This window comes from Mucilaginibacter sp. PAMB04168 (assembly GCF_039634365.2).
Taxonomy (GTDB): Bacteria; Bacteroidota; Bacteroidia; order Sphingobacteriales; family Sphingobacteriaceae; genus Mucilaginibacter.
The window spans coordinates 4,014,093-4,036,424 of record NZ_CP155079.2; the positions used below are offsets into that span (position 1 = coordinate 4,014,093).

General features: G+C 41.4%; 15 protein-coding genes. 11 read left to right on the top strand and 4 right to left on the bottom strand.

Annotated elements, in window-relative coordinates:
- Positions 1-28 precede the first annotated feature (28 nt).
- The 3 genes from ABDD94_RS17040 to ABDD94_RS17050 are packed head-to-tail and all read right to left on the bottom strand — an operon-like array spanning position 29 to position 6,059.
- Positions 29-1,267 carry a cytochrome c3 family protein gene (locus ABDD94_RS17040; RefSeq protein WP_345953251.1) on the bottom strand — a complete coding sequence of 413 codons (1,239 nt, stop codon included), beginning with the start codon at positions 1,265-1,267 and terminating at the stop codon, positions 29-31.
- Between the two features lie 56 nt (positions 1,268-1,323).
- A complete protein-coding gene (locus ABDD94_RS17045) occupies positions 1,324-2,859 on the bottom strand; it encodes a RagB/SusD family nutrient uptake outer membrane protein (RefSeq protein WP_345953252.1) in 1,536 nt (511 codons plus the stop codon).
- An 11-nt stretch (positions 2,860-2,870) separates the two neighbouring features.
- The gene (locus ABDD94_RS17050; RefSeq protein ID WP_345953254.1) at positions 2,871-6,059 is read right to left on the bottom strand and encodes a TonB-dependent receptor; all 3,189 of its coding nucleotides are present in this window, start codon (positions 6,057-6,059) and stop codon (positions 2,871-2,873) included.
- A 605-nt stretch (positions 6,060-6,664) separates the two neighbouring features.
- Here ABDD94_RS17050 and ABDD94_RS17055 point away from each other — a divergent pair.
- The gene (locus tag ABDD94_RS17055) at positions 6,665-8,620 is read left to right on the top strand and encodes a 7TM diverse intracellular signaling domain-containing protein (protein WP_345953255.1); all 1,956 of its coding nucleotides are present in this window, start codon (positions 6,665-6,667) and stop codon (positions 8,618-8,620) included.
- Positions 8,621-8,675: 55 nt separating this feature from the next.
- On the opposite strand, the gene ABDD94_RS17060 is transcribed toward ABDD94_RS17055, so the two are convergent.
- Positions 8,676-9,995 carry a right-handed parallel beta-helix repeat-containing protein gene (locus tag ABDD94_RS17060; RefSeq protein WP_345953256.1) on the bottom strand — a complete coding sequence of 440 codons (1,320 nt, stop codon included), beginning with the start codon at positions 9,993-9,995 and terminating at the stop codon, positions 8,676-8,678.
- Between the two features lie 367 nt (positions 9,996-10,362).
- Here ABDD94_RS17060 and ABDD94_RS17065 point away from each other — a divergent pair, with 367 nt between their 5' ends.
- From ABDD94_RS17065 to ABDD94_RS17110, 10 genes are all read left to right on the top strand, one after another.
- Positions 10,363-11,745: an undecaprenyl-phosphate glucose phosphotransferase gene (locus ABDD94_RS17065; RefSeq protein WP_345953257.1), complete on the top strand. Its 1,383-nt coding sequence runs from the start codon at positions 10,363-10,365 to the stop codon at positions 11,743-11,745.
- A gap of 39 nt (positions 11,746-11,784) precedes the next feature.
- Positions 11,785-12,576, top strand: coding sequence for a polysaccharide biosynthesis/export family protein (locus tag ABDD94_RS17070; RefSeq protein ID WP_345950886.1), 792 nt, complete (start codon positions 11,785-11,787; stop codon positions 12,574-12,576).
- 34 nt (positions 12,577-12,610) lie between these two features.
- Positions 12,611-15,004: a polysaccharide biosynthesis tyrosine autokinase gene (locus tag ABDD94_RS17075; RefSeq protein ID WP_345953258.1), complete on the top strand. Its 2,394-nt coding sequence runs from the start codon at positions 12,611-12,613 to the stop codon at positions 15,002-15,004.
- Between the two features lie 170 nt (positions 15,005-15,174).
- Positions 15,175-16,371: an O-antigen ligase family protein gene (locus ABDD94_RS17080; RefSeq protein ID WP_345953259.1), complete on the top strand. Its 1,197-nt coding sequence runs from the start codon at positions 15,175-15,177 to the stop codon at positions 16,369-16,371.
- Positions 16,352-17,821, top strand: a complete 1,470-nt coding sequence (locus ABDD94_RS17085; RefSeq protein WP_345953260.1) for an oligosaccharide flippase family protein — start codon at positions 16,352-16,354, stop codon at positions 17,819-17,821. Before ABDD94_RS17080 ends, ABDD94_RS17085 begins: the two co-directional genes overlap by 20 nt.
- A gap of 6 nt (positions 17,822-17,827) precedes the next feature.
- Positions 17,828-18,853, top strand: coding sequence for a glycosyltransferase (locus ABDD94_RS17090; RefSeq protein WP_345953261.1), 1,026 nt, complete (start codon positions 17,828-17,830; stop codon positions 18,851-18,853).
- A complete protein-coding gene (locus ABDD94_RS17095) occupies positions 18,831-19,889 on the top strand; it encodes an acyltransferase family protein (protein WP_345953262.1) in 1,059 nt (352 codons plus the stop codon). The genes ABDD94_RS17090 and ABDD94_RS17095 overlap by 23 nt, the downstream gene beginning before the upstream one ends.
- A 15-nt stretch (positions 19,890-19,904) precedes the next feature.
- Complete coding sequence (locus ABDD94_RS17100; RefSeq protein ID WP_345953263.1) at positions 19,905-20,435, top strand: serine acetyltransferase; 531 nt, start codon at positions 19,905-19,907, stop codon at positions 20,433-20,435.
- Positions 20,432-21,532: a glycosyltransferase family 4 protein gene (locus tag ABDD94_RS17105; RefSeq protein ID WP_345953264.1), complete on the top strand. Its 1,101-nt coding sequence runs from the start codon at positions 20,432-20,434 to the stop codon at positions 21,530-21,532. The genes ABDD94_RS17100 and ABDD94_RS17105 overlap by 4 nt, the downstream gene beginning before the upstream one ends.
- Positions 21,532-22,065, top strand: coding sequence for an acyltransferase (locus ABDD94_RS17110; RefSeq protein WP_345950878.1), 534 nt, complete (start codon positions 21,532-21,534; stop codon positions 22,063-22,065). Before ABDD94_RS17105 ends, ABDD94_RS17110 begins: the two co-directional genes overlap by 1 nt.
- Positions 22,066-22,332: the final 267 nt, after the last annotated feature.

The window sequence follows — 22,332 nt, forward strand, 5'->3', positions numbered from 1 at the left end:
AATTATTCATATTATATTTTAAGCGCAATCAACTTTTTGTTCTTTTTATAAAGGCTGTTATCTCCTTAGTTTTATCGGGGTAAACAGCTATTTGGTGGGTATGCAGATAGTAAGATGATCTCTGTTTAGCTGCTGTTACCTGGTAAGTAATCAATTTTGAAGGCATAGCAGGCATGTGACAATCAATACACTTATTATTAATTGCCGCACCAAGCTTAGGGGCCATTTTGCAAAAGGTATGGTTCTCCTCTTTATGGCACGTTATGCACTTTTGTGTATAAGCCGTTAGCTTATTAGTTTCTTTTGTGTGTGAACTGTGGCAGGTTGTACACGTCATAACGGCGCTATTGGTATAGCACTTACTGCTGCTAAGCAGGTTAGCCTGGTTACCGTGCACATCGGGTATATCGTTCGTTTGGCCGAATGGCACATAATAATCGTTTAACCTGTCGCCAAGCTTAAAGGCAAAGGTTGTTTTCTGAAGCTCTTTATCGCTACCCGAATGGCATACAGCACACATGTCTACTTTTTGTGCTCTGGTTAATGATTGATACCTTACCATGTACTTGGCGTGCTTATTATCCGGATGCTGCTCCTGGTATTCTACATGTTGTGCTGCCGGCCCATGGCAGCGCTGGCAATTAATACCATAAATCATACTGTTTTTATCGTACTCCTGGGTTACCGACAGACTACCGGTTTGTACAAATTGATTTTCGGCAAATGAGGCATGGCATTCAAGACATCGGCTAATGATTACCCTGTTAAAGTTAGCCGCCTGCGAAGGAAACCCCGGGCTGTTGGCCCAGTTGTGTATCTCTTTAAAGTAAGAAAGCGGCAGTTGCAAGAGCCGGTTACCCTGCCAGTACGCGTAAGTTTGCGCCCTTGTGCCCGAACCAAATGCCACATCAAATCGCTCAGCACGTAATTTTCGATTACCGTTATAAGCGGCCTGATACATACCATCGGGTTGTTGCGTTACATTCACTTTTAGCGTATCGTTAAACAGGAATGTATTCACCTTAGCCACTATGTTTTTTGGCAGCGCATGCTCAGTTAAAGGTGCCGATGTGGTATAATGACTGGTATGTGCATAGTTGCGGCTAATGGCATTGTGGCATTTAACGCAACTTGCTTCGCTCGCATAAGCTGCACCCCTCGGATCGGCTTTAACTTGGGCAGAATTGGTGCACTGAATACCTGCAAGTGTAAGAACACCTGCCAGCAATGCAATTATTATAATGACCGACCTGATATTACCTGTCATACAATCAAAAACAAACCAGGGTACGCACTTGCCATACCCTGGTTTATAAGGTTCAATTATTTAGTCCCGCCCCACTCTTTATTTTGTTGGAGTTTAGTGTTGTTCAGCTCACTTTGCGGAATTGGGAACACTTCATGTTTGCCGGCCACAAAGCCTTTAAATGCAAGGGCACTCGCAGCTTTGCCCCAACGTACCAAATCCAGCCAGCGATGGCCTTCTCCGGCCAGTTCAAGGCGGCGTTCTTTTTCTATGTTATCCATAGTGACAGCTACAGGGTTAAGCGCTACACGTGCGCGCACTGCATTAAGCAGCTGGTAGGCCCGGCTTCCGGCACTTACGTTTGCACCGGCACTTAATAGCGCTTCAGCCTCAAGAAGGTAGGTATCAGCCAACCGGATTTCGTAAATATCATGTGGAAAATTCAGGTCGATGGTTGCGGAAGGCTGTGTGGTACGGTTTGACACACGGCCCGCAAATTTTTCCAGAAAATAGCCGGTATTGTTAAAGCTGTTTTGGTAATTAGCTATACCATTAGTTTTCAAACTATCCAGGTTAGCAACAGTAGCTTTATTTCTTGGGTCAAAATGAATCAGATCAAAAAAGCTTTTGTAGAAACTTAGAAAGCCGTATCCGGTATGATAATCGGGCGCAGTTGTAGTTAACGCTGCATACCCGCGGGGACCGGCTATAATACTTAACAAATTACCTTCGCTGGCGCCCGCATCACCCCATCCTCCCAAAGAGTTTGCGCTGTGTACAATCTCTAAAATAGATTCGGAATTGAATTTATTGGTTGTTTTAAACAAATCGCCAAAGTTGGGTATCAGTTTATAACCATAAGTGGGATTGGCTTGTCCGGGAGTTGGGCCATTCACAATTTGCAATTGATCAGCAGCCTGCTGGTACTTTTTTTCCCATAGGTATACTTTACCTAACAATGCCTGTGCTGCACCTTTGGTGATACGGCCATTCTCGGCTGCTACTACCGTGTTAGGCAAACCCGGTATAGCTTCGGTAAGGTCTTTTTCAATAAGTGCATACACTTCTGCGGGTGCAGCTTGTACTACATTATACAAATCGTTAGGATCAACAATACCTGTAATTAATGGTATATTTTTGAAGAACCTAACCAAGTCAAAATAGAATATAGCACGCAAAGTTTTGGTTTCGGCGGCAATGCGGGCTTTTTTACCGGCATCCATATTAATGCCATCAATTTTTTGAAGTAACGTATTGGCCCTAAAAATGCCTGAATAACCACGGTTCCATAAATAACCCTGCGGACCAACGTTGGCACTTAGCGAATAATTCGATACAACTTGTAAATCGTTAATATCTGTTGCACTACCACCACCGGCAACCTGGTCATCAGAAGCTACGTCCATAATGGCCACCTTGTCGTACAGGCCGCTGGCTTGAAAGCCAAATCGGTCGTAAACTGATACTAGAGCGGCAAATGCATCGGCCTCTGTTTTATAATAATTTTCTAAAAGGATACGATTCTGTGGATTAACATCCAAATCTTTCTTACATGAGCCTAATAACTGAGTGGCAATAACCAGTGCAGCTAAGTATGTATATTTCTTTTTCATCGTTATGTTAATTAAAATCCAACGTTTACACCAAATAAGAACGTGCGAGCTTGTGGATATGCACCACGGTCAACGCTAAACACAGCGCCACCACCTGCATCAGCACTCACACCCAACTCCGGATCGTAACCGGAATATTTTGTGATAGTGAACAAGTTTTCGCTCAACACATAAACACGCAATTTTTTCATGCTGATTTTGCTGATCAATTTTGACGGTAAATTATAGCCAAGCTGAATTGTTCTGAGACGGAAATAGCTGCCATTCTCCAAGTAAAGGTTAGTTAAACGGGTATAGTTAAATGTATTTTCACCTTCAGACAGTCTTGGAAGCGTTGCAGATGTATTTGTTGGCGACCAGGTATTCAGATATTTAGTCTGATAATTAGCTGTAGCCAAATCAAGCCTTCTTAAGCCCTGGAATACTTTGTTGCCACCTACCCCACTGCCAAATGCAGTAAAATCGAAGTTCTTATAAGCCAGGTTAATAGTCAAACCATAACTCATGGTTGGATTAGGGTTACCAATGTAGTCACGGTCATCACCGTTAATGGTGTTATCGTTGTTTAAGTTGGCGTATTTCAAATCACCAGGACGGGCGTTAGGCTGTAATTTAGTTACGCCATCGGCACCTACGTGACGGTCAATTTCGGCCTGGCTTTGGAAAATACCCAAAGTTTCGTAACCGAAGAACTGATTGTATGGACGGTTTAAGCCTGTACGGGTAATATCACCCAGTGTTTGGAAAGTAGCGTTGTTATCATTAATAAATTGAATACCCGGCAGCAGCTTGGTAACTTTGTTTTTGTAGAATGATACATTACCATTTACACCAAAGTTAAAGTCGCCGATTTTTTTGCGGTAGCCAAGCTCCAGTTCCAAACCTTTGTTCTCGATATCGGCAGCATTTTGTGCAAAACTGCCATAACCTGCATAGCCCGGAATAGGTGGGTTTTGAAGAATACCGGTAGTTTTCTTTTTGTATACGTCAAACGCTACAGTTAAATTCTGAAACAAGGTAGCGTCAAAACCCAAGTCGAGCTGGCTGGTTTCTTCCCAACGCAAATCACGGTTCTCAGGCACGCCAGGGCTGTAGCCGATGTTAATCGACTCCACCGTACTGGTACCAAAAGTATAGTTACGCTGACCGCCTGCATCAACTTGTGATACGAAAGCAAAATCGCCTATACCGTCATTACCGGTAACACCATAGCTACCACGAAGCTTCAGGAAAGTCACTACATCATTTTTGGGGAAGAACGACTCCAGTGTTGGTACCCATCCAACTGATGCCGAAGGGAAATAGCCGAACTTGTTATTAGCACCAAACCTGGATGAACCGTCTCTTCTGATTAACGCAGTTAACAAGTACTTTTCGTCATAATTATACTGCACACGTGAAAACAGGGAGTTAATACGGTGATCGGTACCATCGCGACCTTCGCTGGTGCGGTTAGCCTGTAATGCATTAAAGCGGAACGAAGCCTCGTCGAAGTTGGTGGCCGGAATGTTGGAGTAAGTTACCGTTGTACCACGGGTATTATTGTCTTTATACTCGCCGTGGCCTAACAACAAGGTAAGGTTGTGTTTGCCAAAAGCACGGTTATAAGATAACGTGTTTTCGATGTTCCAATTAATAAGGTAGTTGTTAGCACGTGATAACGAGTTTGGCTGAACCGACGATGAGGTATTAAAATACACGGAAGGGTTAAAAGTCTCGCTGCCGTAAAATGCCAGTTTAGTACCTAATGATGAGTGGAACCTCAGGCCTTTTACCGGTTCGATATCCAAAAAAGCATTACCTACGATGTTGTGGTCCCAGGCATAGTTACCCAAACGGGTTTGGATATAAGCCAGCGGGTTTCTCATCTCATTAGCTACATATGGCGATATACCATAAAAACGGCCTTGCTGATCTCTCACTGCTGCTGTATAAGCCGCCGTTGGCGAAACACCTGCCGGAGGTGCAGCCGGGAAGAATGCGCCTTGTGAGGCTGGGTCGGTAATGACAACAGGGGTTAAAGGATCCAAATTTACAGCTGAGCTTAAAACACCACCGTACTCGCGGTTAGTTTCGCCAATGCCGCTGTTTACACCGTGTGCATATCCTAAGTTTTCACCAAAGCTTATCCATTTTGCCGGTTTGTAGGTTGAGTTTAAACGGATGTTGGCACGGTTAGCTTTAGATATTGGCGTAGCTACGATACCTTTAATATCATAGTAAGAGAATGAGGTAAAGAAAGTAGCTTTCTCACTGCCACCACTTACGCTAAACTCATGGATCTGTTTAGGTGCACTGTTATTAAATATCACAGATTGCCAATCGGTGCCCTCGCCGTATTGCGAAGGGTTAGGGAATGGTAATGGCCGGTTTGCATTAGCCGGATTATTGGTAAAGGCCAGGTTTCTTAACGTAGCATACTCGGTTGCGTTTAGTAAATCAACCTTTTTTGCAGCACGTTGCGTACCGTAGTAGCCGTTGTAATTAATATTCATGGTTCCGGCTTTGCCTTTTTTAGTGCTAACTAATATAACACCCGCAGCAGCACGAGTACCATAAATAGCTGCCGAGGCCGCGTCCTTCAATACTTCTATAGACTCGATGTCATCCTGATTAAGGTAGCCGATACCGCCATTGTCGATAACCACACCATCAATTACCCACAGGGGCTCATTCTTACCGTTACCTAACGAGGTGAAACCACGTAAACGCACCGTTGAAGCTGCACCCGGCTGGCCTGAATTGGATGCGATGGTTAAACCTGAAGCACGGCCCTGCAGCGATTGCTCTATACGAATTACAGGCTGGTTTTCGAGATCGGATGCTCTAACGCCTGAAATGGCGCCCGTAACCACGCTTTTCTTTTGGGTACCGTAGCCTACCACTACTACATCGTTCAGATTGTTCTGGCTTTCGGTTAGGGTAACATTAACTACCGACTGACCGCCTATAGTAACAGTCTGCGACGCAAATCCGATATAACTAAAGGTCAATGTTCCGTTTACAGCCGGGGTTATCGAATACTTGCCGTTAACATCGGTAATGGTGGTATTAGTAGTTCCGTTTGCTTTTACGGTTACCCCTACCAGTGGCTCACCGGCCTTGTCGCTCACCCTGCCCTGCACGGCCGAAGACTGAGCAAGCACAATCGAATATTGGGTTATGAGCAAGCAAATAATAAGTGTAAAAATTTTTCTCATAAATGTTATTGTTAAAAATTGACGGGTTAAGATCGGCAGCTAAGGCTGCTACATTGTTGGCGTTGACGTATAACTTAGCCGTACGCTGTTAGATAGCACAGAGATTTGAACATGGCGTTTTAATTGGTTAAATTAAAATGGCGGCCGGGAGGCGGCCATTATTAATGAGTCAAAATTATTGAATTTCGATTCAATTAAACAAGAAAAAAATTTATAACTTACTGATAATAAATAATTTACACAGATATTAATACGCTTTATGAACAGGTCCTTAGTTAAGTTTAATGCTCATTATTAATACAATAACAGGTTTTGCAACCTATCTGGGGAGAAAAGCAATACGTTAAAATCCTGAAAAAAAAGTTTTATGGCGGCAACAGTGGTTAGGCAAAAACGCCTCTATTGCGCTAAAACGAAGCTTAAGTGTTAAATTGACAGCTATTTTTGCATAAAGCGTATTAAAATAATATGCTCCGGATACGTTAAAATTTTGGTGCTTTATAACGTATATTTACGCTCCAAATGCATACTGATGGTGCCTTAATGGCTACACAGCTTTGCTAACCAATTATTATTTACCGTCTTATAACAGTAGGCAACTTTCTATGGGCAGAAAAACTTTTACTAGTCTGTTTGTACTTTTTGTAATTATATTTTGGCACACCGCAAATGCTCAAAACACTGTTGAGATAAACAACAAAATCGAGCAGCATATTTTTATACATGGTGAAGTAAATGTGCTTAAAGAGGGTAAAAAGCCGCTAACATTCGGCGATGCGCAACGTGCCGACCGGAACCATCAATTCAAAATTAACTACAATTATTACCCCGAAAATGAACCCAACGCAACTTACTGGTATAAGGTAAAAATACACGTTACAGAACCCATAGGCGATAAAGCAGCGGTGATAGAGTTTTTTGATCAGACCACTAATCAAATTACTGCGTTTTTACCCGATTCAAATGGCCGCTATTACGAAAGCCGCGCCGGTGCCGATTACAATTTCACCCAACGGCTTTACCAGCATAAAAACTTCGAGTTTCAATTGCGTGCCTTACCTAAAGGCGACCATACCCTGTATTTCAAGGTGCGGTCTAAAGATGGCGTGAATCTGATTATCGTGTACCGTACGGTAAGCTTTTTTGTACATTATGCTTTAACGGAGTATTTAACGTATGGCCTGTTCTACGGCATTATCTTAATTTTCAGCTTTCATAACCTGCTTATGTTTATGGCGGTTAAAAAGCGCCAGTACCTGTACTATGTATTATATATACTGAGTGTTGGTGTGTTTGAGATGAGCACAGATGGTATCGCCTTTCAATATATATGGCCCAACGCCCCTAACTGGAACCAGTACGCCTATGGCGTAGCCTTGTACAGTTTAAGCTTTTTTGCCTTGGTTTTTACTAAAGAACTTTTGCATGTACGAAAAAAAGCGCCCAAGCTGCACCGCCTTATTAATTACGTTATTGCCTTAAGAACAGCCTATTTCCTTTACTGCCTGCTGTTTGATCATAGCCTTTTTTATTACAAGTTTGTTGAATTTATTCCGCTGGCTATTGCTTTTGCTACCGGCGTGCGTATCTGGCTCAATGGCTTTAAGCCGGCTCGGTTTTTTGTATTAGGCTACACTTTCCTTGCCCTTGGCTTTATTGTTAAAGCAATTACGGTGCTGGGTTATGCGCGTATTATACCGGGCGTGGTATCTAATTATAGTCTTGGTTTCAGCTTTGTACTCGAAATGCTGTTCCTGTCTTTCTCCATTGGCGATCAGGTACGGTTGCTGCGCCGGCAGAAAGAAAAAGCGCAGGACGAAACCATCAGGCAAATGGATATCAATTACAAATTGAAAGACTCCATCAATAAAGAACTCGAAATTAAGGTAAATGAGCGCACGCGGGAGGTACTTGAAAAATCAGAAGAGATCATCAAGCAGTCGCAAATAATAGAAGATCAGAACAAAGAACTGGTTACTATAAACCATCAGCTCGAAGAGCAGGCATCTGAGATTACCCGGATGAATGTGTTACTGGAAAAAGACAATATTGAACTTAAAACCAACATTGAGAAAGTGACCGATGCCCGGGTACTCTCAACTGAGCTATCATTTGAGGAGTTCAGCTCCAAGTACCCAGATCAGGAAACCTGCAATAAATTCTTAGCGGATATTAAGTGGGCTAACGGCTTTGCCTGCAAAAAATGCAGTCATGACGCATATAAACATGGCAGGGCGCCGTATAGCCGCCGTTGCACCAAATGCAATTATGAAGAGTCGGTACTGTTTAACACTATATTTCAGAACAACCGCATTCCTATTAACAAGGCCTTTTATATTGTGTATTTAATTTATACCACCAAAGGCACTATTTCATCTTATCAATTGTCCGAAAAATTGCAGATAAGGCAAAGTACCTGCTGGCAGTATGCCCTGCGCATTAAAAAAGTAATGGAGGAGCATAAACACCGGAGCAAGAAAAACACACGCCAGGGATGGAGCAAACTTATTTTAGAGCAACCGGTTACCGCTGTAAAAAGCCCGGCTATGGTTACAAAATAACCTTTGTTAACACTTGCATAAATAACTGATAGTAAGAAGTCGACCTTTCTAACCACTAATACTCATAGGCCCCTATATCTGGTGCGGTAGCCTGATCTCTTATGCGGCCGTCAAAATCTGTTTTACTAAATATTATGGTATGGCCCTTATCAATAGCTATACTATTGCTTAGTAATTTAAAACTGGCCTTAAGTGAATTAGCCGGGTTTACAAACCCCGGATTTACACCGTTTATACAGGCAGGGCCTGTAATGCCCAGTTTTTCATATTTAGGATAGGTAATATTGTAATGTATATTATTTTGATAAGTCAAATTAGTATTAACATAATTTGAGTTGATCATAACGGTCGAATCTGACACCAGAATGTTGTTGATAATTTTATTATCGTTGCTTAATCCGGAAAGAATTTGACCGGCATTTAGCCCTTTGGTACGCGAGTTACAATAAGCCGTATTGTTGATAATATCAATATGATCGCTTTGAAAGGTATGTATGCCAGTACCGCCATTAAACCAGCTAATATTATTCTCAATAAGGGTACGCCCTTGGTAGTTACCTAATCTCGAGCCGTTTTGCTTGTTCCTGAAATCATCGATGATAATGCCGTTTCCATCGCTAATCTGACAGTTTTTCATCCACGGCACCAATGATTTATTGTTATAGCATTTATTACGCCTGATAATGTTATGATAGCCCCCTGCCCTGTCCGAATTCCAAAACTGGTAAAATGCAATGCCGCTGGTACCAAATACCGTATACCAGCTGGTGTTGTAAACAGTGTTACCTTCTACTATAATATAGTCGGCTTGTATAGCACCAATACCGCCACCCCCACAATCATGTACTGTGTTATTGGAGATAATAATATGGTGCGAACGCTTATTTTTTTCGGGCTGAACTATAATGCCGTTACCATTGTAAAGCGGATCGAGCGTTCCTTTTTTATTTACGCAACCCTGTGGTTGCGCTAGTGCTTTTGCCAATTTTACGTTGGCATTGTCTCCCACCACTTCAAATCCATTTATACGAACATAGCTAGCACCCTTTTTTACAGATATACCCGCCCAACCATCAAACTTAATTACAGGGTGGTGTCCCGGAAAATTAGTGAACACAACATACTTATTCCTTTTGCCGCCTTTTGTTATAGAGAGCACATCACAAACGTCACAATCATTGCTATACACACCGTTCATTACAAAAACAGTATCGCCAGCTTTGGTTAGCGTGGCGGCATTTTGCAAGTGCTTTTTTGCTTTTGCCGGACTCTGCCCGTTAAAGCTGTCGTTACCAGTACGGCTGCTTACATAATAATTTTTTCCGGCAACAGGCAGCCACAGGATCAGGAAACAAAAAGCGTATAAAAATTTCATGTAAGGAGTATTACTTAATAGACAAATTTCAGAACAGCGCGAAATTAAATGAAAGACCTGGCCAATTTTTTATTGCAACTCGATTCGCAAAGTCGGATTTTATATTTAGGTTTGCTGCCGCAAATTGCCGCTTTAATTAACCATAATATATTATATATGTATTATGAGTTAATAATATCATCCCACAATAAATTATAACCGCCCTTTAAAAAACTATAGCTGATACCAAAAGCCTTGGGTTTACCATTAACATCTGCTTTGGCATAAATGTTGAATGCTTGTGCTTAAATTGTTGCATTTAAACTATTAGTAAATAAAACTTGCATTGAATTTTAAACAATTTGAAGTATAAGTTATACACTAATTCATGGAAACAAGGAGTTTTTACATTCTGAGATATGCACTCGCTTTTAGCGACATGCTGCTGGTCAATTTATGTTTTTATGCTGCTTCCAATTTATCAAATACTTATGATTCAACTTTTACACTTGACTACCGCTATGATTTAATCATAAGCAACTTATTATGGATACTATGTACATCTATATATGGTTTATACTTCGATAAAACCATTCATAAATTAGAAAGCGTGTACAAAACCACCTCGCAAAGTATTATACTGCACCTCGTACTGTTTCTAACGTTTCTTTTCTTTTGTGAGCAAACTCATTTTCCGCGGCGATTCTTAATTTATTTTTATGCGGTAATGGTGATGGGATTTTTGCTCAGCCGTTTTATCGGAACACTGATAATGAGTCTTTACAGCAAGAATTTACACATGGGTAAAGCGGTGGCTGTGTTGGGTATGAATGAGTGTGGCCTAAAATTGGCGTCCTATTTGATCAAACAAAACAGTTTAAATTTTGTAGGTATCCTGGATAAGGACAGGGCAAACGCTCACAGCAATGAGGATGTTGACCTGTCGGATGCTGTACAATATATACGTAACGCGGCATTAAATGGAGTGGAGGAAGTTTATATATCTGTTAAGCCAGATAAGATAGACAACCTAAGCTACCTGCTTAAAGTAGGCGAACAAAATTGCATACGCCTGAAATTTGTACCTGATTTGAGCGGATTAGAATCAAAATTTAAATTTAACCGCATGGGAGACTTCGCAGTGTTATGTGCACGCCGTGAGCCTTTGGAAGATATAACAAACAGGTTTAAAAAACGTGTATTTGACATTGCTGTTAGCCTTGGGGTGATCGTTTTCATTTTCAGTTGGCTATACCCGCTTCTGGCCGTACTTATTAAATTACAAAGCCGCGGCCCGGTGTTTTTTGCCCAGTTACGCACAGGCCGTAACAACAGGCCATTTTGGTGCTACAAGTTTAGAAGCATGCGCATGAATAGGGACAGTGATAAACGGCAGGCCAGTGTAAACGATGACCGCATAACGCCAATTGGCCGGTTTATCCGAAAGACGAGTCTTGACGAGTTTCCGCAGTTTTTTAATGTTTTGCTGGGTTATATGAGTATTGTTGGCCCACGGCCGCACATGCTTTCGCATACCGAGCAGTACAGTAAAATAATTGATAAGTACATGGTGCGCCAATTTCTAAAACCAGGTATTACCGGATGGGCACAAATAAACGGCTATCGCGGTGAAACCCGTGAGAGTTACCTGATGGAAAAACGAGTGGAGCACGACATCTGGTATATGGAACACTGGTCGGTTATGCTCGATCTTAAAATTGTGTTCCTGACGATAATTAATATGATAAGGGGCGAAAAGAACGCTTATTAAAGTTAAATTTTAAATCTACTATATAATACAAGTACCATTATGAAAACAAACGTTACCATTAAATCTTCTAACTTCTTTCAGCTGCTTGTTGCAGTAGCTGTACTGTTCCTAAGCTCATGTGCATCATACCAAAAAGTACCATACTTTCAGGACTTGAGCCGTAGCCAAATTACCAGTACCGAAATCAACAATTTATCTTTCCCAACCATTCAGGCTAAAGACCAAATCTCAATCAGCGTAACGAGTTTAAATCAGGACGCTGCCAATGTATTCTCTAACAACGTACAAAATGCAGGCACTACAACCGAAAGCCCTGTTTATGGCTATGTGGTTGATCAGAACGGCGAAGTTAAGCTGCCATTAGTAGGTGTAACTAAAGTGTCCGGAATGACTACTCAGCAAGTAGCTACCATGCTAGAGCAGCGCCTGGCTACTTACTTAACAACACCAACAGTATCTGTTAGGTTGGTAAATTTTAAAGTTGCCGTATTAGGCGATGTATTACGCCCGAATGTATATACCAGCCCAAGCGAAAGGTTAACCATTACTGAGGCATTAAGCTTAGCAGGCGATTTAAATATTACCGGTCACCGCGATGACGTAGTGCTGGTAAGAGAAGTTGATGGTAAAAGAGTTTACGTTCCTATCGACCTGACTTCTAAAAAATTGTTCGAGTCGCCATATTTCTACCTGAAGCCAAATGATTTGATTTATGTGCAACCGGGTAAACTTAAATTAGCCAACGCCGATAACGGTTACCAAAAAGCATCACTTATCATTTCGGCATTATCATTAATTGCCATTGCTATATCCCTATTTCATAACAACTAAGCCTTAACCGGTTACTATACAATTAAGTGTTAAAATGGACAATAAAAGTCATTTTACAGATCTCAGGTCTGTTTTAAAAAGATACCTCTACCACTGGCCCCTATTTTTACTGGGGCTTATATTAGCCGCTGCCGGAGCCTATACTTATCTGCAAACTGCAAACCGGGTTTACGAAGTTAGCGCAACCATTTTGGTTAAAGACGAAAAAAAGTCGCCCGAAGAGAAATCTATGGTACCAGAACTGGATCAATCGGCCTCTCCTAAAAATGCAGAGGCCGAAATTGAAATATTGCGTTCAAAAAACCTCATTAATCAGGTAGTGAACAGATTTCAGTTATGGACCACTTACAAGACCAAAAGAGGCTTAAAAACACTTGATTTGTATGAGTCAACCCCGGTAAAATTTGAGATGGTGCAGAAAGCAGGTATGCTTACTGCCCACTCTCTTGAAGTGCTTATAAAAGATAAAAATAGCTTTGAGATTGAAAACCTAAGCGGCCAAAAGCAAACAGTTGCTTTTAACACGCCTTACAAAAGCGAGTTTGGAAGCTGGAAACTTAAACCGACAGATTTTATTGACCAATATATTGGCTCAACCATCACTATTGAGGTTGATGATGAACAAGCGGTTACTAACAACTACGTTAAATCGCTTGATGCACATTTACTCGATAAAACGGCACCAACTATTGGCTTATTTGTGAGTGACGAAGTACCTCAACGCGGACGCGACTTTTTGAACGGCTTAATTACTGCATACAACGATGCGGCAATGGCGGAGCAAAAGCGTAAAACCAAATCTACTATCGACTTTATCGACAATCGTTTATCTTCACTTTCGGGAGAACTAAGCCATGCCGAAAAAAGCGTTCAGGGATACCGCAGCAGCCAGGGATTAACCGACATCAGCACCCAGGCTAAAACCTATCTCGAAAACACCCAGTCTAACGATTCGAAACTGAATGATGTAAACGTGCAACTTAATATTATAAACGGTATTGAGCAGTATGTAAATTCATCATCAGACAATCCACCATCAACCATGGGTATCTCCGACCCTACCCTGGTAAATTTGGTAAGCAAGCTTTCAGAGCTTCAACTAAAACGCAGTGCGTTGCTGGCCACCACGCCCGAGAGCAACCCTATGTTTAACCCAATCAACAAACAAATTACGCTAACCAAGCAATCAATTAAAGATGCTATTAGCGGTGTAAAATCATCGTTGCTAAATTCTAAACGTGAGTTACAATCAGTAAACAACAGAACACAATCTTCTATCCGCGACCTGCCTGTTCAGGAACGTCAGTTTGTGGATATGAAAAGGCAGCAGTCTATTAAAGAGAACTTGTATGTTTATCTATTACAAAAACGGGAAGAGCTGGCTTTAAGCTATGCCTCTACCTTTACCGATGCCCGCATAGTAGATAATGCTACCGTTGGTGATGTGAAATGGCCACGGCCGGCGCTTATATCTGCCATTGCATTACTGTGCGGCATAGGGTTGCCATTCCTGCTCATCTTCTTCCGCGATTCTTTTAATGATAAGGTTACCAGTCGCCGTGATATTGAGCGTGCTGTAGACGTACCTATTGCGGGTGAAGTTTCATATGATACCAGTGACAACAAAGTGATTGTTGTAAACAACAAGCACAGTTTGCTGGGCGAGCAATTCAGAACCTTACGCACCAATTTGTACTATTTACATCAAAACCGTAAGCTTAGTCCATCTGCCATTAAGCTAAACCTGCACAACGGCAGCTTGGAGAGCAGTTCATTACATGATGGCAATGATAACCATGCCCGTGTAACTCTCTTTACATCGAGCATTGCTAAAGAAGGCAAAAGCTTTGTGAGCACTAACACAGCCGTAGCATTAGCCGCCTTACGCAGAAAAACAGTTATTTTAGAAATGGACCTGCGTAAGCCTAAAATTCTAATGAATTTTGACCTGTCGCCGGATCATATAGGCATAACCGACTACTTAACCCACAAAGCCAATCTTGATAGTATTATACGGCCATCGGGCATCCCTTACCTGGATATTATAGGAAGCGGTGAAATTTCGAGTGAGCCATCAGAATTATTGGAAAGCAACAAACTAGCCGAACTGATTGCCGAACTACGCGAACGTTATGACGACGTAATCATTGATTCTCCGCCCTTGCACCTGGTAACAGATGCTATGATTATATCTAAACTGACGGATATTAATCTTTATGTAATCAGACAAGGGTATACCGGTAAGGAAGAGCTCACCTTTATCAAAGAGGTTAACGATAGTGAAAAGATAGCTAATTTGAATTTGGTATTCAATGGCATTCGCACTAATAAGTACGGCTATGGTTACCGCTATGACAACAGCTACTATTCTGAGCCACAAAAAGCAACATTTACGGGTTCGTTTAAACGCTTTATGAGCCGGTTTTAATTACCGGCCATTTACTTATTTAACAATATACTGTTTGATATTTTTCAATGTCGGATAAATTGATTTTCATTTTACCGGGCATAACCTTACTGCTGTTCTTTATTAACGTTTTTTATAAAGGGAATACAGTACAATCATGCCTGTTATTCATCCTAACTTTTTTGCCCCTCATGGATCTCAAAGTAACCATTGAGGCCTGGGGTGGCTTTAAAGTGTTTGATTTTATTTGCCTTTACTGTCTTGTGTTCCTGCTTAAGGAGTTTATAACCATCAACCTGAATGTAAATAACAACCTTTACTTTTTGCTATTCCTGCTACTCGGCATTGTTACGCTTATAGGTGGCCTGGCATCTGAGTTTCCGGATAAAACATACCTTAACGTAGTAAAAACATGCACCATATTCATTTTTGGCCGGTTTTTGCTAACTGAGATTTATAAAGACCCAACGTTTCATTACCGGGCCATAAAAGCGTTAAAGGTTGCGTATTTCGTTTCGCTGGCTTTCCTGCTTTTGCAGGTAGTTGTAGGGCTTAAACTTACCTTCTATCCTTCACTGGCACCAAACACAGTCGACCCGGTATTTAAGACGATACGTTACCCCGGCGTATTTTACGATTCGCAGGCCAGCGGTCAGTTTCTGGCTATGGGCAGTTTTTTATTTTTATACTTTGAGAAAAACGCACCACGTAAAACAGCCGTACTTAACTACCTGGTATTTGCCATTGCCGTTGCAGGTGTAATACTGGCCGGCAGCCGGGCTGCATTAGGGGGCCTTGTTTTAGGTTTGGTTGTTGTAATCATGCTTGGGTCAGCCCAGTACCGGTTATACGGTAGCATTGTAATAGGCGCGGGTTTAATTGCTTACCTGGTATTCACGCCCTCATCAGGCATCTTTGAACGGGCTGGCAGTATTTCTGAAGACTACTCATTCCGTGCCTCTATTTGGAAAGAAGCTTTACAAATTGCTAAAAAGCACCCTTACCTGGGCATTGGCAGTAATAACTATCAGAACTATATTATGCGGCACGTACAGGATCAGTACCTGGAGGTGGAAAACAACGAGCTGGTTTACTTTACACAGCCCGAGAACGGCTACCTGAAAATTATGGTTGAACTGGGTTATACAGGCTTTGCCATATTTGTATTGTTTTTGGCCATACCTATCCTTAAAGGGTTCATTAACTTTTTTACAGGCGTGTACGACCGGCGTGTTTTATTGTTGATTGCGGCGCTCATTAGCTGGATGGTTGCCTTTTACACTGTTTATACTATATCCGAATTTCGGCTACTCATCATGATAACAAGCATGCTTATCCTGATTATATCATTCCCACGAAACGATTACGATGCTAACAGCGCAGCCTGAAAAGAAAAATAAGCTCTTGCAATCATCGCTGGTTAAAAACAGCGCTTGGGGAATTATTGCCAATATTTTACAAATTGTATTTGTATGCCTTTTTTTCGCCATAGTAGCACGCAAGTACCATCCTGATGAGTTTGCCCGGTTTTTAATATCGAATACGGTATATCAAATCGTAGCAGCATTTTCATCGATGGGTTTGGGTCAGTGGTTTATTAGGCAGTATGTATTGGAGGATGATAAGCTATCATTTACCAGTAAGTTTTTGAAAATGCAGGCAGGCCTCGGCCTGCTGTTTATGGTGGTAAACATACTGCTTGCACTGGTTATATATCCTGATGCGCAGATTCGCATCTTATGCTTTATACTGGGTACCAACATCATTTTTGACAATTTTATTAATGCAATAAAAACCTTGAACATAGCAGAGGGTGAGCAAAAGAAGACGGCAGTCATCTTAGCGGCCGACGGCTTTTTAAAATTACTGGTAGGCTGCCTTCTGTTCATTTATCCTCTAAGCACCGTGGTGTTATCGGTATTGATGATTGTGGTACGTCTGTTAACGGTAAGCTTGTTCATTAAAGTAGGCTCATCAAACAGCATTAGTTTAAAACTGCTTTGGCAGGCGCAAATCGTATGGGAGGATGTGAAACAGCTGGTTGTTAAAAACTGGCAGTTTATGGTGATAGGCAGTATCTCTATTATTTACTGGAAAATTGGTAACATCATCATCTCCAAACAACTAAGCCTCGCCAATGTGGCCGATTATGAAATTGCTTTTCGCATTTTCTCTGTACTACAGATTGTACCGGTAGTAGCGGCATCAACGGTTTATCCGCAATTTATTAAATATTACAACGAAGGCAGGCAGGCAGATCTAAAGGGCTTCTTTCATAAGGTTTTTATGTTGTATACTGCTTTTGCGGTCCTATCGTATGCCTTCATCTACGCATTTTCTGGGCTCATTGTGCCTTTAGCGTTTGGTAATAATTATCCGGGTGCGGCACTTTGTATGCAGCAAATGTTTTTAACCTTTCTGCTGTTGCCTACGGTTATTTTACAAGCCAACATTATTGTAGCCATCGGGCTCGAGAAATTGGATATGTGGTTTAATCTGCTAAGCTTAGTTATTAATGTGATTGGCTGCTTAATTGGTTTACACTTTTACAAGGAGCTTTACATAGTGAACTACTCCATATTCATATCTTTCTTTGCATTTCATGTGCTGCAAGATGTATCGCTTATACGCCGTAAAATAATGACCGTGAGCCATTGCCTGCTATTTTACGTCATTTTATTAGGAACCATTGTAAGCTGCTGGTATTTCAGCTCTATAATGAACCCTTACTTGTTTTTTGTATGTTTTGCTGCAATTTTAACGCTTGTATTTATGTTATACGCCTTTGGGCAAAAACGATTAAATGCAGGCGGGCTAATTAATGAAATTAAACTGTAAGCCAACATGCCTACCCTATCTGTAATTGTACCGGTTTATAATAAAGAGCAATACATTGCCGCTTGCATTCAATCCATCTTGGATCAAACATTTACCGATTTTGAACTTATTTTGGTTAATGATGGCTCAAAAGATGATAGCGCAGCCATTTGCCAGCGCTTTGCCGAAACAGATAAACGCGTAAAGCTAATCAACAAACCTAACGGAGGTGTATCTACTGCACGTAACCGCGGTTTAAACGAGGCTTTGGGAGAATATATAGGCTTTATAGATAGTGATGATACGATAGACCCTGATATGTATGAGCTGCTTTTGAGGAATATTAAGACATACAATGCCGATGTATCTGTTTGCAGGCTCAGAACTATATTTCCTAATAAAGTGGTAGCGCCGCAGGAAACGCCAGGGATAGAAAAATATGATCGGGAACACGCATTATCGCTATTTTTGAAAGGAGAGCTGGATATGAGCGCTAATACAAAGGTTTATAAGGCGGCATTAGCTAAATCTGTTGAATTTGCCGGGCGTATGTATGAAGATATTTTGTACCTGAGTCAGATATTTTTGAAAGCGCAAAATACCGTACTGGAAAACGCTATTAAATATAACTACCTGGTGCGTGATAACTCGGTGAGTGTTGGGCAGTTTAGCCCTAGATATTTTGAGACGACAGCCGTGTCGGCCAGCATTGTAAACCGGGTACAAGAGCAAGCGGTTAACTGCCTGCCCGAGGCACAGGCCTTCGATGTGATGGCCAATATCTCATTACTAAACCTGTTACTGCTGTCGGGTAAGGATGCATACCCCGAACAATATAACCGGGTAACGCACACCCTAAAGCACTATAGCTATTTTATAAATAAAGATGGACATGTGCGGCGAAAGCACAAGTATGCTTACCGTATGTTTACTGCATCGCCCTGGCTGTATACGCACATCATGTACTTGTATAGCGTTTTAACCGGTGCCGAAATAACCAAACGAACTCAAAAACAACCCTCAACTATAGATGCCGCTACCGGAGCTCAATAATCGTATTAACTGGATAGACAACTTACGGGTTGTAGCTATAACCTTTGTTATAGGCATCCATGTTACGGCTTATGGGGTAGTTAATGAGTTTAATAAGGTGGGTGCTACCAACAATTGGTGGGCTTGCAATTTCTACGAGTCGGCTTTTAGGTGCTGTGTCCCTTTTTTCCTGATGTTAACCGGCGCGTTATTGCTGCCGCAAGAATTACCCTTAACGGCATTTTTAAAAAAGAGACTTAACCGCATATTGTGGCCGGCTTTTTTTTGGGGGTGTGTTTATGTGGCCTATAATTTCGGCATCAAATATAAAAACGAGGGGCAGGCGGCATTTGGCAATATTAGCCCATGGTTAAGCACTCAATTGCTGGATGGCCCCATATACTCCTACTGGTACATTTATGTGCTTATTGGCCTGTACCTTATTATACCCGTACTACAGCCCTGGATACAAAAAGCCAGCAACCGCGCCTTGCAATACTTTTTAATTATATGGGTTATTACACTGGCTTTAAATCAATTTAAGGCCGTGCCTGCTTCATCTCCTATAGAGCTGCGGTATTTTAGTGGTTATGTTGGATTTTTAATACTTGGCCATTACCTGGCTAACCGCGTTATCATTACTAAAGCACTTAAATACCTTGCGGTGGCGCTTATAGTAACTGGTTTTTTCATAACTTTTACAGGCACGTATTTACTATCGCATAAGGCCGGTACTTTCACAGCATCCTTGTATGAATATCTTACGCTTAACGTAGTTTTGCTATCAGCAGGTGGCTTTATTTTTATTAAAAGCGCCTTTACCGGTACGCCGCCTGATACTTTATTGAACGTAAGAAATTTTATGACCCGGTACGGGTTTAGTATCTACCTGATTCACCCGTTACCACTTATGTTTATGGTTCACTTTAATTTGAACTATAATTTGGTAACCCCGTTAATAGGGATACCTTTAACTACCATTATTTGCCTGTTAATTACCTGCTTTATAGCATGGGCTGTTAGTAAACTACCTTACGGGAGGTACATAACAGGATAAATTATTATAGCGTATATGTCCTTCTTTACTTTTATTTTTCAAGACTGGGATGCAAACAAAGGCAATATAAAAGGCCGTGTTATACTCCTGCTTTTCCGAATAGCTAATTTTTGCTCTACCCGTAAAATCTATTATTATATAGGTTTTGTGTACCTGTTATTTTACCGCATCTTGGTAGAGTGGTTCTTTAGTGTAGAAATACCATGGAACACTAAAATAGGCAAGAACCTGCGCCTGTATCATGGTCAGGCCTTAGTAATGACCAACCAGGTTGTGATTGGTGAAAACTGCACCTTAAGGCAAAGCACTACTATTGGCAATAAGCAATTAAAAGACGGTGGCTTTAGCGCTTCGCCAATTATTGGAAATAATGTAGACATAGGCAGCAACGTGTGCATAATAGGCAACATTGTAATTCAGGACCATGTTAAGATTGGTTGCGGAACTGTGGTGGTTAAAAACGTATCACCTTACAGCGTTGTAACCGGCAACCCCGGTGTTGAGAGAAGAATAACAAGTGCCCTAACAAATTCGACAACTGTATGAAACCGCGTATATTATTTAGTGTGCCCACCCGCCACCATGTTGAAATTGCGTTAGATGAGTTGGATGGCCTGCAGGAACTTGGATATACTTGCGGACAGTTCAGCTATGCAGCTAAAGAAGGTGTTACTTCTACGCCCGGCAGGTTGAAAGTAATTGTGCAAAATGCGCTTTCGCTCATTAAAACTGCCCGCCAGTTTAAACCCGATGTTATTTATTTAAACTCGAGGCTGGAAGCGCTTGCCGGCATACGCGATTTTATAACTATATCATTATTCAAAACTTTTTACCGGCAGCCTGTAAAGTTCCTGCTTAAATCGCATGGTTCAGACATGGCCGTACTGCAAAGCACCAAAGGTACTTTGCAAAAGCTGGTGCTCCCTTATTTACGAAAAAATGTAACGGGCTGGCTTTTTTTGTCGTCAGAAGAAAAGGCTAACATTGTGGATTCGGGCTTTTTGCCAGCTGATAGAGTGTTTGTAACTAAGAATATTGTACGCACTAATCATTTCAAAAAAGATCCGGCATTTAAAGCGAAACTTAATGTAACAGAAAGCACACAGGTTCTACTATTTGTTGGCCGACTAATACCCGAAAAAGGTATTAATGAAGTAATTGAAGGCTTTGCCAAACTACCGCACAATGCCGATGTGATATTGATAGTAGTGGGTTGGGGCACCGAAGAGGAAAACTTAAAAAAGCGATGCCAGGAGTTGGGCATTAATGAAAAAGTGATTTTTACCGGTTTCATACCCGAGCAGGATGTGGTTAGCTACTATGCCAACAGCGATATATTAGTTTTTCCTACTTATTTCCCTGAAGGGTTTCCAATGTCGCTGTTTAATTCGGTAGCTGCTGGTTTAGCCGTTATTACTACCCCTACCCGCGCCGCGGCAGACTACCTGACTGAGCCGGTTAATTGCCTGTGGGTTGAACCACAAAACAGCCAAAGCGTATACAACGCTGTACAAAAATTACTGAACAACCCCCAATTGGCACTAAGTATGCGGGATAATAATGTTGCCAAAGGTGAATCGTTCAGCAAAAAGCAGGTATCTTTGGAGCTCGCTCAAATAGTTAATCAGTCAATTAAATTGTAATGTGGTTAATAACTGCTTTAAAAAAACTCAGAAACGAGCTGTTGCGTAGAGTAATTTACCGCAGATACCAGATTGGTCCTGGCTTTCACAGCGGTATCAGGGTACGGATTTGGGCGCGGCAGAAAATAGTTATTGGCAAAAACTTTTACATTGGCCGCGACTCATTTATTGAAAGCGACGTGGTTATTGGCGATAACGTACTTTGGGCAAACCGTGTTGCACTGGTAGGAAGGTACGATCATAATTACCAGCAGGTAGGCGTACCGGTTAGACTGGCCTCGCAAATACGTGATAAAGACTATAACTGGCTCGGCTTGGACAATCTTACCGTTATAGGTGACGACGTTTGGGTGGGCTATGGATGTATTATTATGAGTGGCGTTAGAATCGGCACCGGTTCCATTATCGCAGCCGGCTCTGTAGTTACCAAAAATGTAGAACCCTACTCTATTTATGCAGGAGTGCCTGCTAAAAAGATCAAAGACCGATTCAATTCTCAACAAGAATTAGAGCAACATATAAAAAGTGCCTAATTTTCGCTACTGTAAACTTAACTGCAGTTTCCTAATATTTCCGGATGCGAAATACGCTTAATTTTTAACATATTAAATTTCGCTAAAATTTAGTAGATTTGTGCCTATATGCACGTTGTTCACTAAACTGAACAGTTAAAAAATTTTACAAACCTATACTATTGAAGTTTAAACACTTCTTGTCTAAAACTTATACGATATTGAACCAAATAAGTTACTGTAAAAAGTAATATATAATATTTTTTGAAAATATTATAGCGTATTAGT

Coding starts and splice junctions, on each gene's coding strand:
- ABDD94_RS17040 (WP_345953251.1), bottom strand. CDS start 1,267: ATGACAGGTAATATCAGGTCGGTCATTATAATAATTGCATTGCTGGCA.
- ABDD94_RS17110 (WP_345950878.1), top strand. CDS start 21,532: ATGTGGTTAATAACTGCTTTAAAAAAACTCAGAAACGAGCTGTTGCGT.
- ABDD94_RS17100 (WP_345953263.1), top strand. CDS start 19,905: ATGTCCTTCTTTACTTTTATTTTTCAAGACTGGGATGCAAACAAAGGC.
- ABDD94_RS17105 (WP_345953264.1), top strand. CDS start 20,432: ATGAAACCGCGTATATTATTTAGTGTGCCCACCCGCCACCATGTTGAA.
- ABDD94_RS17075 (WP_345953258.1), top strand. CDS start 12,611: ATGGACAATAAAAGTCATTTTACAGATCTCAGGTCTGTTTTAAAAAGA.
- ABDD94_RS17070 (WP_345950886.1), top strand. CDS start 11,785: ATGAAAACAAACGTTACCATTAAATCTTCTAACTTCTTTCAGCTGCTT.
- ABDD94_RS17085 (WP_345953260.1), top strand. CDS start 16,352: ATGCTAACAGCGCAGCCTGAAAAGAAAAATAAGCTCTTGCAATCATCG.
- ABDD94_RS17055 (WP_345953255.1), top strand. CDS start 6,665: ATGGGCAGAAAAACTTTTACTAGTCTGTTTGTACTTTTTGTAATTATA.
- ABDD94_RS17090 (WP_345953261.1), top strand. CDS start 17,828: ATGCCTACCCTATCTGTAATTGTACCGGTTTATAATAAAGAGCAATAC.
- ABDD94_RS17065 (WP_345953257.1), top strand. CDS start 10,363: ATGGAAACAAGGAGTTTTTACATTCTGAGATATGCACTCGCTTTTAGC.
- ABDD94_RS17050 (WP_345953254.1), bottom strand. CDS start 6,059: ATGAGAAAAATTTTTACACTTATTATTTGCTTGCTCATAACCCAATAT.
- ABDD94_RS17060 (WP_345953256.1), bottom strand. CDS start 9,995: ATGAAATTTTTATACGCTTTTTGTTTCCTGATCCTGTGGCTGCCTGTT.
- ABDD94_RS17095 (WP_345953262.1), top strand. CDS start 18,831: ATGCCGCTACCGGAGCTCAATAATCGTATTAACTGGATAGACAACTTA.
- ABDD94_RS17080 (WP_345953259.1), top strand. CDS start 15,175: ATGGATCTCAAAGTAACCATTGAGGCCTGGGGTGGCTTTAAAGTGTTT.
- ABDD94_RS17045 (WP_345953252.1), bottom strand. CDS start 2,859: ATGAAAAAGAAATATACATACTTAGCTGCACTGGTTATTGCCACTCAG.